Origin of the sequence: Myxococcus sp. AB036A (assembly GCF_006547355.1) — a bacterium.
Lineage (GTDB): Bacteria > Myxococcota > Myxococcia > Myxococcales > Myxococcaceae > Myxococcus > Myxococcus virescens.
On the sequence record NZ_VHLC01000159.1, the window covers coordinates 1 to 14,075 of the forward strand.

Here is a 14,075-nt window from a genome sequence, read left to right on the forward strand (position 1 = left end):
GGGGGTGGTGGTGGCGGTGGGCCCTCGGTGGGTGTGTGGTGTGGCCCGGGCGCGACGGTCCGCTACACGGATGGCGGCGTCACCTTCCAGGTCGGTCCGGGCGGTCCGGGCGGCGCCGGCCCCGGGATTGACGGGAGCACGGGCGCGCGACTGTCGGACTTCAACTGCGTCAGCCCCACGCCGTAGCGTCCGTTGTCCGACGTTGGGGTGCCTGCCCGGAGGGCGCTTGCGTGCTGCGTCTGACCGCCGGCCAGGCACTCCGGGCTGGAGCACATCGCCCCACCCGGGTCCTCCTGCTACGCTGCTTCCCGGTTTGAGATGGCTTCCGAGTTGATCTGCGATACCTGCGGCCTGGCCGTACCTGCCGACACCACCGTGTGCCCACGCGATGGGACGGTGGTGCTGTCGTCGTTCGACGTGCCCCCGCGCGAGGAGCCGAACGTGGTGGTGCAGGCCTCAGAGCCTCCCCCGCCCGCGGCCGTGCAGAGGGACCCGCTCATCGGCTTGAAGCTGGGCGAGTACGAGCTGCGCTCGCGCATCGGCGTGGGCGGCATGGGGCTGGTGTACGAGGGCATCCAGCCGCTCATCGGCAAGCGCGTGGCGGTGAAGGTGCTGCGTCCGGAGCTGGCCCACTCCACCGAGCAGGTGGAGCGGCTGCTGGCGGAGGCCCGCGCCGTCAACGCCATCCGTCACCGGGGCATCATCGACATCTTCGGCTTCGGCCAGGTGCCGGACGGCCGGCAGTACATCGTCATGGAGTACCTGGAGGGCCAGGCGCTCGACGCGGTGCTGACGGAGAAGAACCGGCTTCCGGTGCAGGAGGCGCTGGCGCTGCTCGACGAGGTGCTGGCCGCGCTGGCCGCCGCGCACGGCGCGGGCGTGGTGCACCGCGACCTCAAGCCGAGCAACATCTTCCTGGTGCAGCAGCCGGACGGCTCGCGCTACGTGAAGGTGCTGGACTTCGGGCTCGCCAAGCGAGGTCAGGGCCCCACCGGCCGCACCGCGCAGACGCGCACGGACATGGTGGTGGGCACGCCGGAGTACATGGCGCCGGAGCAGGCGCGCGGCCAGGAAGTGGGTCCGATGACGGACCTCTACGCCCTGGGTGTCGTCACCTTCGAAATCGTCACCGGCCGCCTGCCCTTCGTGGGCAGCTCGCCAGTGGACCTGCTGATGAAGCACGTGGAGGCGCGGCCGCCTCGCCCGTCGGAGTTCGTCTCCGATTTGCCGCCCGCGCTGGACGCCTTCATCTTGCAGATGCTCACCAAGGACCCGGAGACGCGCCCCAACTCCGCGGACGCGCTGCGGCAGCAGCTCCACAAGCTGCGCCGCACCCTGCGGGCCTCCACGCGCTCCAACCCCAGCGCGCTCGCGCCCGGCTTCGAGAAGGCCGCCGCGGTGGCGGAAGCGGACTCGCGCCGCCCCACCACGCCGGTGCCGGTGCCCCCGGAGCTGAACACCGAGCTGACCTCGCAGGAGCTGCGCGCCGCGGGCGTCCGCAGCCCGCTGCGCAAGCACCTGCCACTGGTGGGTGCCGTGAGCTTCGCCCTGCTGCTGCTCGCGGGCGCTGCCGCGGTCGTCATCCGCGGCGCGAAGGCCCCCGCGCTCGTGCCGCCGTCCCTCATGCCGCAGCAAGCCGCGGCGCCGGAGCAGGCCGCTGCCGTCACGCCGCAGCAAGCCGCAGCGCAAGAGCAAGCCGCGGCGATGCCCCCACCTCCCGCCGAGCCAGCGCAGGCGCCCGTGGAGGAAGTGCCGCTCCAGCCCCTGGTCGTCGCCGCCCTCGTGCCGGCTCCGCCGGACGGCGTGGAGCGTCCGCCGCCGGCCCCGCGCGCCGAGGACACCCGCGTCGCGCCGCCCCGCCCCCTGAAGGCCTCCGCCCCCACGCTGGAGGACATCCTCCAGAGCATCAATCGGCTGGAGCGCCGGGTGGACCGGCTGGAGACGAGCGGGAAGATTGACGCCCCCAAGGCCAACGCCGCGCGCAACCTGCTGGCGAAGTACCGCGACGACGCGCGGGCCGACACCAGCGCCCACGCCCGCATCGACCTGCTCAAGAAGGTGACGGGCGTGGCGGGGATGATTCGCTGACCCGCGCCTGACTCAGCGCGCGCAGGCCAGCGGCTGGGCCATGGCGTTGCGCGCGCGGTCCTCGCTCACCAACCGCCACGCCGCCAGGTCCTCCAACAGCCGGTTGCGGTCCTGCCGGAGCACCGTGGGGTTCTTGCAAATCTTGATGCCGTAGTAGTCGGAGTACGGCGGCAGGGCCAGCTGCAGCTCGGCGAGTTCCTCCAGCTTCAACTCGCTCAGCTCACGGCCAAAGAGCGCCAGGGCCGCGTCCTCCACGCCGACGATGCCGCGCTCGAAGTAGATGATGGACAGGTCGTACGCGATGAGCTGGTCCTTCTGCATGAAGGTGTGGATGCGGTGCGCGGCCACCGACCGCTCACGCGTGCCCTCGATGCCCAGCGCGGCAGCGATGCGCATGGCCAGGACGCGCTCACACGCCCCATCTCCCGGCGGCGACGTGCCCACAGTGGCGCCCAGGAACAGACGCCAGGCCCACGCGGGCCCGTCCTCTCGTGGCGTCTGGAAGTACCGGGGGCACTCCAGGTGGCGGATGTAGAGGGCCACCAGGTCCTTGGGCAGCTTGGAGAAGTCCGGCCGCACGAAGGTGATGGGGCGCGGGTTGCGCTGGGACTGCCCCGCCCGGAGGCTCATCCGCTCGCCTTCGATGCTGTGCTTGAGCTGCTTCTCCACGTCGAATTCGCTCTCCAGCGGCGGCAGCTTGCTCGCCGTGTAGAGGTACGTCAGCGGAATCACCACGCCGGCCAGGCCCAGCATGAACAAGATTGTCCAGAGCAGACTCTTCACCCCCTCAGGCTACCAGGGGCAGCACGCGCCGGGCGCGTAGGTTAAAACCCCGACATGCCCGACTGGCACCCGGCCACCGTCACTGACAGTGCACCCGCCGCAGATGGCCTCACCGACCTCGTGCTGGACGTCCAGGGCACGCCCCTGGCCGGAACCCATGAGCGGCCCGGCCAATACGTCCACCTGCGCCTGCCTGGTGTGGGACAGGGGCTCTTCGCCATCGCCTCCCCGCCCGGCCGCCCGGGAACGCAGTGGGAGTTCCTCCTCAAGGTGGGCAGCCCGCTGTCCGACGCCCTCATCCACCTGCCCCGGGGCGCCCACGTCGACGTGTCACGGCCAGAAGGACGGGGCTTCCCGCTGGAGCGCGCCCGTGGCCAGGACGTGCTCCTGTTCGCCACCGGCTCCGGCATCTCCGCCATCCGCTCCGTCATCACCAGCATCCAACTGGAGCGCGGCGCCTACCGCCAGGTGACGCTCTACTTCGGCGCGCGCACACCGGGCGCCTTCGCCTACATGGACGAACTCCACGAGTGGGAGGCGGGCGGGGTGCGTGTGGTGCGCACCGTCAGCCAGCCCGGCGCCAGCGGCTGGCAGGGCCTCACGGGCTATGTGCAGGCCCACCTGGGTGAAGGGCCCGTACAGGCCGCGGTGGCCTTCCTCTGCGGGCAGAAGGAGATGGTGCAGGGCGTGATGACGACGCTCCAGGCCCGCGGCATGCCCGCGGGTGACATCCACCTCAACTTCTGAGCGGTGGAGTGAGAACTACGGCGCGACGGACGCGCCGGCCGTGCCCGGCCCCTGCACGGTGGGCGATTCATAGCCCACGTCCAGCAGCACCGCCGCCGGGTCGCTGTCCCCGTCGCGGCTGGCCACCTGGGGCGTCCACGCGGCCACGCCCAGCCAGCGCCCATCCGGGCTGAAGCGCACGCGCCGCACGGACCAGTCGAAGCGGTGCTCGCCGCGCGCGTCCACGTCCCCTTCGGTGAACAGGTACACGCGCTTGTCCCAGCCGCCGCTGGCCAGCGAGCGCCCGTCCGGGGAGATGGCCGCGGTGGCCACCACGCCCCGGTGCACCGGCCACTTCGCCAGCACCTGACCGGACTGCGCGTCCACCAGCGCGCCCGCGTTGAAGGGGCCCTGCGGCTCCTCCACGCCCTTGCGCTCGCGCTCGTACACGCCGCGGTCGCGCTCCGGCTTCTGCTCCGACAGGCCCACCCCCAGCCGCTGGCCGCGCGCGTCCACGGTGACGTCGCTCACGTAGGCCGGGAAGGGAAACTCCGAGCGCCGCGCGAGCACCAGCGCGTCCACCGCCGCCGCGCCCTCGGGCGGGCCGCCCTTCAGCGACAGCACGGCCTCCTGCGTGACTTCGTCGAAGGCCACGTCCACCCGTTCGGAGAAGGGCGCGCCCAGCACGCCCTGGGTGCCCTGCGGCACGCACGCGTCGCAGATGGCGACGTCTACGCCCTCCACCCGCATGGACTTGAAGCGCAGGGACTGGGCCGGCGCCAGCCGCGCGGCGATGGTGCCCAGCGGCCCCGGCACGTTGACCGTGTCCTTCAGGAAGGGCACGTCGATGCCCGCCGCGGCGGCCGCCTCGCTGGTGAGCACCAGCGCGGGCGCGCGTGCATCCAACGCGAAGGACAGCGGCGCCTTGTCATTCACCGTGCCGCCCAGCACCACGGAGCCGGCGCGCCGCTCGAAGCGCATGCGCGCCTGCCCCGGCCGCAGCCCCTCCACGGAGGTGCACCAGGCCCGCACGTGCTTGTCCCAGCCGCCCGAATACAGCGTCCCGTCCGGCGCGAAGGCCAGCGCCGTCACCGGGCCCAGGTGTCCGCGCTCCTCGGAGCCGTACTCCAGCGCGGGCGCCGACAGCACCGTCATCAGGCCCTTGTAGCTGCCCACCACCAGCCACTTCCCTTCCGGGTGGAAGGCCACCACGGACAGCGGCTCCTCGGTGCGGCGCTCCGCCACGAGCGCGCCGGTGGCCGCGTCGAAGAGGCGCACCACGCTGTCCTTGCCCGCGGTGGCCACGCGCGTGCCATCCGGGGAGAAGGCCACGCCCTCCACGTCGAACTCGTAGGGGTTGATGGCCGGGTCCGCCAGCATCGTCGGCTCGGCGGAGCCCAGCTCCCAGACGGAGAGGAAGTAGGACTTGCTGCCCAGGCGCGAGTACGCCACCCGGGCGCCTCGCGGCGCGAAGGCCAGGCCCCAGATGAAGTCCTTGTTGTTGAGGACGGCCTTGCGCCCAAGGCCCGAGGCGCTACCGGACACCCAGGTGCCCGGCTCCGACTCCAGCCGGGCGCTCAGCTCCGGGGACACCCGAGGAGGCGCGTGTGCACAGCCACCACCCCCTACCGCCACCACCCCGCCCGCCAGCAGTGCGAACGCCCCCCTCGCGAACTTCATGTCCCTGAGCCTCCTGACGCCGAGGCGGCCTTCTGCCGCTCCTTCTCGACGTTGATTTCCGTGACGCCCTTGTTGTCGATGGACAACAGGAACAGCTGCTTCACCGCCTCGCGCTTCTCGTTGAAGGACGTGCGCCCGGTGGCCCCGTCGAAGTTCTTCAGGTTGGCCATCGCGTCACGCATCTGCGCGCGAGTGCGCGGTGCATCCTTCTGCTCCATGAGCTGCCGCAACATCCGACCGGAGTCGTAGCCAATGGCCTCCAGCAGACCCGGGTCCCGCCCCGTCTCCGCCCGGTAGGCCTCGCGGTACTGCTCCACGAAGCGGCGCGTGGCCGGACGCTGCGAATCCACGAAGAAGCCGTCCACGAACACCGAGCAGGTGACGAACTTGCCGCCGCGCTCCACCAGCTCCGGCAGCCCCGAGCGGCCCTTGGGGCTGCTCCACTGGTTGGCGCCGAAGAGCGTCACCGTCTTCAGCTCCTTCTTGCCCGTCGTCTTGCGGATGCGCTCCAAATCACGCGGGTCACACGCGTTGGTGACGATGTCCTCCACCGCCAGCGCGGGCGCCACCAGGCTGACGCGGCGCCAGTCGTCCGGCATGAAGATGGCGTCGAAGTCGATGATGGGCTCCACGCCGCTCTTCACCTTCTCCAGCGCCTTGCGGCGGCGGAAGGCGTCCAGGTTCTCCCCCTGCACGTCGCGCACGCCCTCCACGTAGTCGCCGCGGTCATCCAGGTAGTAGCGGCCCACCAGCTTCTTGGCCTCGGTGGTGAAGGTCGTCTGGTCGTGCGAATAGCGCTCCGCCCCGCGCACGCCGCCGCCCCGCGCCACCACCTGGTCCCAGAAGGCATCCGCCAGCTCCACGCCGTAGGGGATGTTCGGATACAGCAGCGCGAAGCGCTTGTAGCCCTTCACGTTCATCGCGTAGTCGGCGATGGCCTCCGCCTGCGCCGCGTTGGTGAGCATGTTGCGGAAGACGTAGCTGCCCAGCTCGGTGATGTTGTCCTGGCGGCTCATGGTCAGCAGCGGCACCTGGAGTTCCTCGGCCACCAGCGCCGCGCGCTTCGAGTCATCCGCCAGCAGGGGCCCCAGCACGGCGATGGCGCCGTCGTCGAAGGCGAGCTGCTCCATGGCCTGGCCCGTCTTGTTGACGTCGCCCTGCGTGTCCTTCACCACCAGCTCCACGCCGCTGCCTTCCAGCCCCAACTGGATGCCGCGCAGCACCGCCTCGCCGATGGGCTGGTAGCGGCCCGTCATGGGCAGCAGCACGCCCACCGTGCGGGGGCGGGCCTCCACGCGGCGCGTGGCGCGGGCCAGCAGCTCGCGGGCCTGCGGCGCGAAGGCGTGGCCGGGCGCCTGGGCGAGGAAACGGTTCAGCGTCTCCTCCAGCCGCGTCCAGTCCCGCAGGTGGTAGTAGACGCGCGCCAGCTTGAAGGTGATGACGGGCCACGCCGGGTTGGACGGCGACAGGCCCTCCGCCACGCGGGCGATGTCCACGAAGCCCGCGCGGCCCTCCACCAGCGCCTCCACCTTGGCCACCGCGGCGGCCTGCGCCTGAGCGCCCTGGGCCTGGCCCGCCTCGTCCACCGCCATCTGCAGCGCCTGCCCGTAGAGGCCGGCGCCCTCCGCGGCGCGAGCGGCCTCGTTGAGCAGTTGGGTGCGCTCGGCGCCGCTGGCGCGCTCGGCGAGGCTGGAGAGCGTCTGGTACGCGTCGCGGTAGGCGCCCACCTCCATCGCGGAGATGGCCAGCTTGTGCTTGGCGTCATCCGCCCTCGAATGGAGCGGGTTCTCGAAGAGCAGCTCGTTGAAGCTCTTGCGCGCGTTGACGAAGTCCTTGGACTCGAAGAAGAGGACGCCGGCCTGATAGAGCGCGTCCTGGCCCGCGGTGGTGGCGGGATACGCCTTGCGCACCGACAGGTAGGCCTCCGCGGCCTTCTTCTTGTCAGGGGTGGCGCTGGCCGTCTGGGACGCCTGCGCCAGCGCCGCGTCGGCGGTGGGGTCCTTCTTCGCCTCCACCGAAGGACGCGTGGGGAACGGGTCTCCCGAAGGCAGGTCCCCGCCGGTGTCACCTCCGGAGGGCGTACGGGTGGACCGGGGGCAGGCCGTCAGCAGCAGGGCCAGGGCGATGACGAGCGAGCGGCGCAGGGTGGGCAGGACATCCATGGCAGGGGCGTGCATAGCAGTGGGGTGCGCCCCCGTCGACACCCGAGCGGGGGGAAGATTCCACTGCCAGGAACCGCTGTTTTGCAGTGCCCGTGCCCACGGCGGCCTGCCGCGCCGCGGCGCCCGCCTGCCCACCAGGCGCGGCACGGAGGCCGCGTTTTCGCGGCCCCGCGCCCGCAACCGTCGTCAGCCGAACAGCTCCTTCACCTTGGCGATGAAGCTCTTCGACTGCGGGTGCGACTCCTCGCCGGAGGCCTCCGCGAACTTCTCCAGCAGCTCGCGCTGCTTCGACGACAGCTCGGTGGGCGTCTCCACCACGACGCGCACGTGCTGGTCTCCCCGCTGCTGGCTGTGCAGGTGGGGGATGCCCTTGCCCTTGAGCCGGAACACCTTGCCGGACTGGGTGCCGTTGGGGACGGTCATCTTCACCTTGCCGTCCAGCGTGGGGACGTCGATCTTCGCGCCCAGCGCCGCCTGCGTGAAAGAGATGGGCACCTCGCAGAAGACCTCGTACTCCTCGCGCTGGAAGAGCGGGTGCTCCTTCACGATGACGGTGACGTAGAGGTCACCCGGCGGACCGCCCCGGTCTCCAGGCTCGCCCATGCCGGACAGCCGCACGCGCGTGCCGTTGTCCACGCCGCCCGGGATGGCCACCTCGATGACCTCCTCGGAGGGCACCTTGCCCGAGCCCTTGCAGCGCGTGCACGGGTCCGGCACCACCGCGCCCGTGCCGCCGCAGTCACCGCAGGGCCGGGACACCGCGAAGAAGCCCTGGGTGTAGCGCAGCTCGCCGCTGCCGCCGCACGCCGAGCAGGGCCGGGGCCCGGTGTTGCTCTTGCTGCCGGAGCCGGAGCAGGTGTCGCACTTCTTCGGCCGGGGGATGGTCACCTTGGGCCGGCAGCCGAAGGCCGCTTCCTCGAAGGTGATTTCCAGGTTGTAGCGCAGGTCCGCGCCACGCGAGCTCGTCCGCCGCCCACCCCGGCCACCGCCGAAGATGTCGCCGAAAATCTCGCCGAAGATGTCGTTGATGTTGACGCCCTGGAACCCGCCCCCGCCGCCACCAAAGCCGTCGAAGGGGTTGCCCGCGTGCCCGAAGCGGTCGTACTTCGCCCGCCGTTCAGGGTCGCTCAGCACCTCATAGGCTTCCGAGGCCTCCTTGAACTTCTCCTCGGCGTCCGAGTTCCCCGGATTGCGATCCGGGTGGTACTGCAGCGCCACCTTGCGGAACGCGCTCTTGAGCTCCTGCGCGGAGACAGATTTCTGGACGCCCAGGACCTCGTAGTAGTCGCGTTTCTGACCCGCCGCCGCTGACATTGATTACAACCCCTGGAATTTGCTGTGCTTTTTTGCGCTGCGTAAAATCTTGAGTCACTATAACGCAGCGAAACGCACCGGCAATCCAGCGGGGACACGCGCCGCCCGCGCCCACCCGGTGCCGGGCGGGCATCCGGGCGGGTGGCGTGGCGGGAAGCGAGGAAGCCGTCAGACGGTCCACACGCGGTTGGCCGTCAGCTCCATCCTGGCCAGCCTGCGTTTGAGTCCCGGGTCCACCGCGCCCGTAGCGGCCCACTTGGGCACCACGAAGTGGAGCTCCGCGTTGTACAGCTTCGCGGCGCTGGCCAGGAGGCTCCAGCGGTTCTCCGCCGTGGGCTCGTCCACCATGTGGGGGGTGACGATTTCCAGGATGATGGGCGTGCGAGCCGAATCCGACTGCCGACAGGTGAAGTCGGGGCGATGGTCCTCGATGGTCCCCGACAGGATGGGAGGAGGCATGAACCCGGGGAGGCGCGCCTTGATGTCCGTGTAACCGATGGTGCGGAAGTACTCGGCCATCAGCCACAGGAGCCGGCGGCGCTCCTCGTCCTCCACCACCGGCTCACAGCCCGGATTGAACAGGGCCTCTTTTTCGTTATTGGTTTCCATGGCTCCCCTGAACCTGTCCGCAGGGTTGAAGGTGGGCAATGGAACTGGCCCGGGCGCTGCAAGCGCCCGGTGGCAGGGCAGCCGACAGGGCACCTACCCCCGAAACCCGGTAGCCTTGGACCTTCTGGCGACTCAGTGACAGAGTCCGCCGCCGAACAGTGGCTCCCCGTCCTTCTCCTCACGTCTATCGTCGGCTCCTCGGCTACCTGCGCCCGTACCGGCTGCTGCTCGCCGCGGGTGTCGGCGCGTCAGTGGCCGCGGCCATCGCCACGTCCGCCTATGCCTGGGTGGTGGGCCCCCTGCTGCGCGCGCTGCTCACTCATGAGCCCGTCACCGTCGCCGGGGTATCCCTGCCGGGAGACGCCCTGCTCAAGCGGCTGCCCCTGCTCGTCGTGGCCGTGGCCATCGTGAAGGCCACCGCGCAGTTCCTCCAGGGCGGGCTGATGCAGCGGCTGGGACAGCGCGTGATGGCGGACCTGCGCGGGTTCCTCTACGGACGGCTGCTCGGCCAGCCGCCCGCGTTCTTCGAGCGGCGGCACTCCGGCGAGCTGCTGGCGCGCTTCACCGCGGACGTGCCCCTGGTCGAGTTCTCCGTGACGCAGGCGCTCACGTCCTACGTGAAGGACGGCCTGCAAATCATCGCGCTGCTCGCCACCTGCTTCCTCATCGACAAGACGCTGTTCCTCTTCACCTTCGTCGTCGTGCCGGTGACGGTGCTGCCCATCAACCGCTTCGCGCGCTCACTGAAGAAGGTGGCCACGCGCTCGCAGGAGCGGCTGGGCTCGCTGACGGCGCTCACCGCCGAGCAGCTCCAGAACCTGCCCGTGGTGCAGGCCTTCCGCGGACAGCCGCGGGCGCTGGAGGCCTTCGAGGTGGAGGCGGACAAGTACCTGGGGGAGATGCGCCGCTCGCTCTTCCTGCGCGGCGCGGTGAGCCCCACGGTGGAGCTCCTGGGCATCGCCGGCGTGGCCATGGCGGTGGCCTGGGGCGCGCGCGCAGTGGCGGCGGACCCCGCGTTGGCGGGGCGGCTGCTCTCCTTCATGGCCGCCGCGTTGCTGCTGTACCAGCCCGTGAAGTCGCTCAGCGGCACGCTGTCACAGGTGCTGACGGGCATGGCCGCCGCGGAGCGCCTCTTCGCCATGGCGGACGAGCCGGCCGCGCCGGACGTGGGCGACGCCGCCGGGCCGCTGTCGCGCGAGCTGAGGCTGGAAGGCGTGCGGGCCACCTACTCGGACGGGCGCGAGGCGCTGCGCGGGGTGGACCTGGTGGTGCCCGCTGGCGCGCGCGTGGCGCTGGTGGGGCCCTCCGGCGCGGGCAAGACGACGCTGTTCTCCGTGCTGCTGGGCTTCCTGCCCGCGTCGGGCGGACAGGTGCTGTGGGACGGGGCGCCACTGACGGCGCTCCAGCCTTCCAGCGTGCGCGGCCAGGTGGCGTGGGTGCCCCAGGAGCCGGTGCTCTTCTCCGGCACCGTGCGGCACAACCTCCGCCTGGGCCGACCCGAGGCGACGGACGAGGAGCTGTGGGAAGCGCTGCGGCTGGCGCACGCGGACGACTTCGTCCGCTCGCTTCCCGGCGGCCTGGATGAGCTGGTGGGCGAGCGCGGTGGCCGGTTGTCCGGCGGACAGCGGCAGCGGCTGGTGCTGGCGCGGGCCTTCCTGTGCCGGCCGTCGGTGCTGCTGCTGGACGAGCCCACCAGCGCGCTCGACGCGGCGAGCGAGGCCGCCGTGGGGGAAGGCCTGGTCGCCCTGATGAAGGGGCGCACGGTGCTCGTCATCGCGCACCGGCTGTCCACGGTGCGTGACGCGGACCTGATTGCCGTGGTGGAGGCCGGCCGCGTGGTGGAGGCCGGCACCCACGCGGAGCTGCTCGCCCTGCGGGGCCGGTACACGCAGCTCCTGGGCGAAGGCGCTGTCGCGGCGTGAAGGCGGCGCGCGGCCCTGGCTGATGCCGGACACCCCTCCCGCTTCCGTCCTTGCACCTCCACTGTCGCTCTGCCAGCGTCCCTGGCTGACTTCGATGCGTCCCCGGGAGCCCCTGTCCCTCAACGCCCTGCTGCTCGTCCCCGCCCTGGCGCTCGCGGCCCTGGCGTGTGTGGCGGTGTCGGCTCGGCAGGGCACCCTGGCCACCGCCGCCACCCTGACGCTGCTGCTGCTCCCCATCGTCTTCCGGTTGTGGACGCGCACGTGGTACCGCGGGCTCGTGCTGCGCGGTGTAGGCGTCTTCCTCATGGGCATGCACGTGCCCCTGCTGCTGGCCGGCGTCCTCGCCTATGGCCGCATCGGCTGTAGCGGCGGCGGGTGTCCCAAGCTCTACCTGCTGGGTGTGCTCGTCTCTCCCGTCGCAGGGGTGCTGGCGAGCGTCATCTACTGGCTCGTGGGTCGTCCCCCGGTCTAATTTCACAGGCTTAACCGGAGAGACTACTCTCTCCTGAAATGCTCGTTCCGCTCCGGCTTCGTCTCGCGCCCGGCCTGGCCGTGGCGCTGGCCGTGCCCATCACAGTGTTCGTGTGGTGCTTCACACTGGGTCCCCTGCTGGAGGGGATGGCCGGGGTGTCGCACGCATTCCAGGCGGCCGGGCCATTCGCCGCGCTGGTGGCGATGGCGCTGGCGCTGGAGGTGCCGCTGCTGTCCCTGGCGCTGGTCGGCTCCGGCATGGAGCGGCGGGTGCCCTTGTCCGCGATGCTGGGACTGGCCACGTTGCCGTGGATGCTGGGGTTGATGGGCACCGAGGTCCTGATGGACCGGGTGCTGGTCTCCCTGCCCCGGATGGACACGGTGGAGGCGGGCCTGGTGCTGGCGACCAGCACGGGAGAGGCCATGGCGCCGCGGCTGCTGGGCGCCTGGACGAGCACCGCGCTGCTGCTGGGGCTGGCGCTGGGACTGGTGCTGGCGCACTTCGGCCCCACGGGCTTCCGGGAGGCCGCGGGCCCCCGCAACCGCGGACTGCTGCTGGCCAGCGGCGTCTCCGCGTCCCTGGCCTCGGTGGCCATGGTGGGCGCGCTCGAGGCCCGCCACCTGCTGAGCTTCCTCACCAGCCTGGCGCGGATACCGGACGCGGAGCGCTCGGAGCTGATCGCCACGGGGCTCGCCATGACGGCGAACCTGCGCGCGCTGCGGTGGACGTGCACCGGGGTGCTGGCGGTGCTGGGACTGACGCTGCTGATGGCCCGGCGCGTCGGAGAAGACGCCCACACGCCGCTGGGCTGGTCCGCCCGGCTGGTGCCCGCCACCGCGGTGGCCGTGCTGCTGGTGCTGGATGCGCAGCCGGTGAGCTCCGCCACGGAACACCCGCCGGTGGCCATTCCCGCCGAACATGGCGAGGGCCCCTCGGGGAGCATGCCGCAGCCGCCCTCCGGAGACGTGAGCCCCGCTCAGCCCATCAAGATGAACGCCAGCATCCCGAACCCCACCAGCAACCCCAGGGCGAGCACCAGCAGCATCGTCATGCCCTCACCGGGCCGCACCACCGGAGGCGTGACCTCCTCCACCACCGCCACCGCAGCGGGCGGCACGTCGAAGACGGCGGCCTGAGCCGTCGTCACGACTGGCGCCTCCACGGCGGGCAGCGTGGGCTCCGAGGGACGGGCAAGGCCACCCTTCATCTCCAGGCCCTCGCGCGCCAGCGCCAGCACCCGCTGCATGTGGAGCAGGTAGCGGTCCTGTCCCGTGTACGTGCCCATGGCGAGCGCGGCGCGCATCAGCCGCTGCGGCACGAGCTCCGGGTCCGTCTGGACCACCGCCGCGGCCGTGGGCTTGCCGCCGCCGCGCTCCAGGTAGCCGGTGCGCACGCCCTCACCGCTGGCCCACACGTAGTGGTCCTCCAGCAGCGTGAGCTCCTGCCGGCGCACGCGCCCCTCTGAATCCACCAGGGACATCAGCTCCGCGCCGTCCGGGCACAGGTGCCAGACGGTGCGCAGCCCATTCTCGCCGGGCGGGCCTTCCACCGCGTGGACGCGATAGAGCGCCTGCACCGCAGTCTTCAACGTTTCCACGGAGGTTTCTGCCATGTGTGAACGAAGACTAGGTGCGAAGGTCCCAAAACGAAAGACGACCCACCGCCCGTCTGCCTGTCGGCCCCGCTCCCCTCGCACCTGGAGCCTCCCTACTGTTCACACCAGGAGGATTGAGCCATGGCCATCACCCTTCCTGATGAGCCCATCGAGACGCCCTTCGAGGTCCCCGCCAACCGCCCCGAAGTCACGGACGAACCCACCGACGCCTTCATGAAGGCGCAGGTGAGCTGGGATGGCTGGGCCGCGCACGGAGGCGGCCACGTCCCGGAAGACTACGCGTGGACTTCCAATCCCAAGGAGCGCCAGGACGAGCTGATGGGCGAATGGCCCGCCGAGTCATGAAGCCGCGTGCGCCCGCCCGCCCGCTGTGCTTAGCGTGCCTGCCCACATGAGCCGCTCCCGCGACAAAGGTGATGACTTCCACCGCCACTTCGAGGGCGCCCAGACGCTCGACGGCCTGCTGGACCTGGCCGGCAGCGGGCTGGACAGCGCCCAGGTCCTCGAACGCATGCGGGACGCCCGCGCCGAAGGCACGCCGCCCAGCGACGTCATCCCCGCGCTGTTCGACGAGGAGCCGCGCTTCCCCTCCCCCGAAATCGCCCGGCGCCTGTACCAGAACCTGCTGGGCCTCTGGGATTTGGTGGCGGAGGGAAAACACGTGCGGCTGGAAGACGAGGCCCGCCCGCCCCGCACAAAGAAGG

Annotated in this window: 11 protein-coding genes and 2 pseudogenes; 7 read left to right on the top strand and 6 right to left on the bottom strand. The window is 71.2% G+C overall.

Features of this window, described 5'->3' with window-relative positions; genetic code table 11:
- Positions 1 to 186, top strand: a pseudogene (locus FL344_RS36325) (hypothetical protein); the annotation flags it as partial.
- A gap of 132 nt (positions 187 to 318) precedes the next feature.
- Positions 319 to 2,088 (top strand): serine/threonine-protein kinase, encoded by a 1,770-nt coding sequence (locus FL344_RS36330; RefSeq protein WP_194863390.1) that lies wholly within the window; start codon positions 319 to 321, stop codon positions 2,086 to 2,088.
- Between the two features lie 12 nt (positions 2,089 to 2,100).
- Here FL344_RS36330 and FL344_RS36335 read toward each other — a convergent pair whose 3' ends face one another.
- On the bottom strand, positions 2,101 to 2,841 hold the full coding sequence (locus FL344_RS36335; protein ID WP_171445103.1) for a transglycosylase domain-containing protein: 741 nt from the start codon (positions 2,839 to 2,841) through the stop codon (positions 2,101 to 2,103).
- Between the two features lie 84 nt (positions 2,842 to 2,925).
- On the opposite strand from FL344_RS36335, the gene FL344_RS36340 reads away from it, so the two are divergent.
- Positions 2,926 to 3,618 (top strand): NAD-binding oxidoreductase, encoded by a 693-nt coding sequence (locus FL344_RS36340; protein ID WP_141594425.1) that lies wholly within the window; start codon positions 2,926 to 2,928, stop codon positions 3,616 to 3,618.
- Positions 3,619 to 3,633: 15 nt separating this feature from the next.
- On the opposite strand, the gene FL344_RS36345 is transcribed toward FL344_RS36340, so the two are convergent.
- The 4 genes from FL344_RS36345 to FL344_RS36360 form a co-directional block, all read right to left on the bottom strand.
- Positions 3,634 to 5,277: a WD40 repeat domain-containing protein gene (locus FL344_RS36345; RefSeq protein ID WP_141621740.1), complete on the bottom strand. Its 1,644-nt coding sequence runs from the start codon at positions 5,275 to 5,277 to the stop codon at positions 3,634 to 3,636.
- On the bottom strand, positions 5,274 to 7,439 hold the full coding sequence (locus tag FL344_RS36350) for a penicillin-binding protein activator (protein ID WP_194858707.1): 2,166 nt from the start codon (positions 7,437 to 7,439) through the stop codon (positions 5,274 to 5,276). Before FL344_RS36350 ends, FL344_RS36345 begins: the two co-directional genes overlap by 4 nt.
- A gap of 186 nt (positions 7,440 to 7,625) precedes the next feature.
- On the bottom strand, positions 7,626 to 8,753 hold the full coding sequence (dnaJ, locus tag FL344_RS36355) for a molecular chaperone DnaJ (protein WP_141621741.1): 1,128 nt from the start codon (positions 8,751 to 8,753) through the stop codon (positions 7,626 to 7,628).
- Positions 8,754 to 8,921: 168 nt separating this feature from the next.
- The gene (locus FL344_RS36360) at positions 8,922 to 9,362 is read right to left on the bottom strand and encodes a hypothetical protein (RefSeq protein WP_026114310.1); all 441 of its coding nucleotides are present in this window, start codon (positions 9,360 to 9,362) and stop codon (positions 8,922 to 8,924) included.
- Positions 9,363 to 9,520: 158 nt separating this feature from the next.
- On the opposite strand from FL344_RS36360, the gene FL344_RS36365 reads away from it, so the two are divergent.
- Entirely contained in the window at positions 9,521 to 11,284 is a 1,764-nt protein-coding gene (locus FL344_RS36365) for an ABC transporter ATP-binding protein (protein WP_141621742.1), read from the top strand.
- A gap of 94 nt (positions 11,285 to 11,378) precedes the next feature.
- Positions 11,379 to 11,756, top strand: coding sequence for a hypothetical protein (locus tag FL344_RS36370; protein WP_141594429.1), 378 nt, complete (start codon positions 11,379 to 11,381; stop codon positions 11,754 to 11,756).
- 976 nt (positions 11,757 to 12,732) lie between these two features.
- Here FL344_RS36370 and FL344_RS40175 read toward each other — a convergent pair.
- Entirely contained in the window at positions 12,733 to 13,353 is a 621-nt protein-coding gene (locus FL344_RS40175; RefSeq protein ID WP_368667462.1) for a hypothetical protein, read from the bottom strand.
- 138 nt (positions 13,354 to 13,491) lie between these two features.
- On the opposite strand from FL344_RS40175, the gene FL344_RS36380 reads away from it, so the two are divergent.
- On the top strand, positions 13,492 to 13,716 hold the full coding sequence (locus tag FL344_RS36380; RefSeq protein WP_141594431.1) for a hypothetical protein: 225 nt from the start codon (positions 13,492 to 13,494) through the stop codon (positions 13,714 to 13,716).
- Positions 13,717 to 13,762: 46 nt separating this feature from the next.
- Positions 13,763 to 14,075 (top strand): annotated as a pseudogene (locus tag FL344_RS36385) (hypothetical protein); the annotation flags it as partial.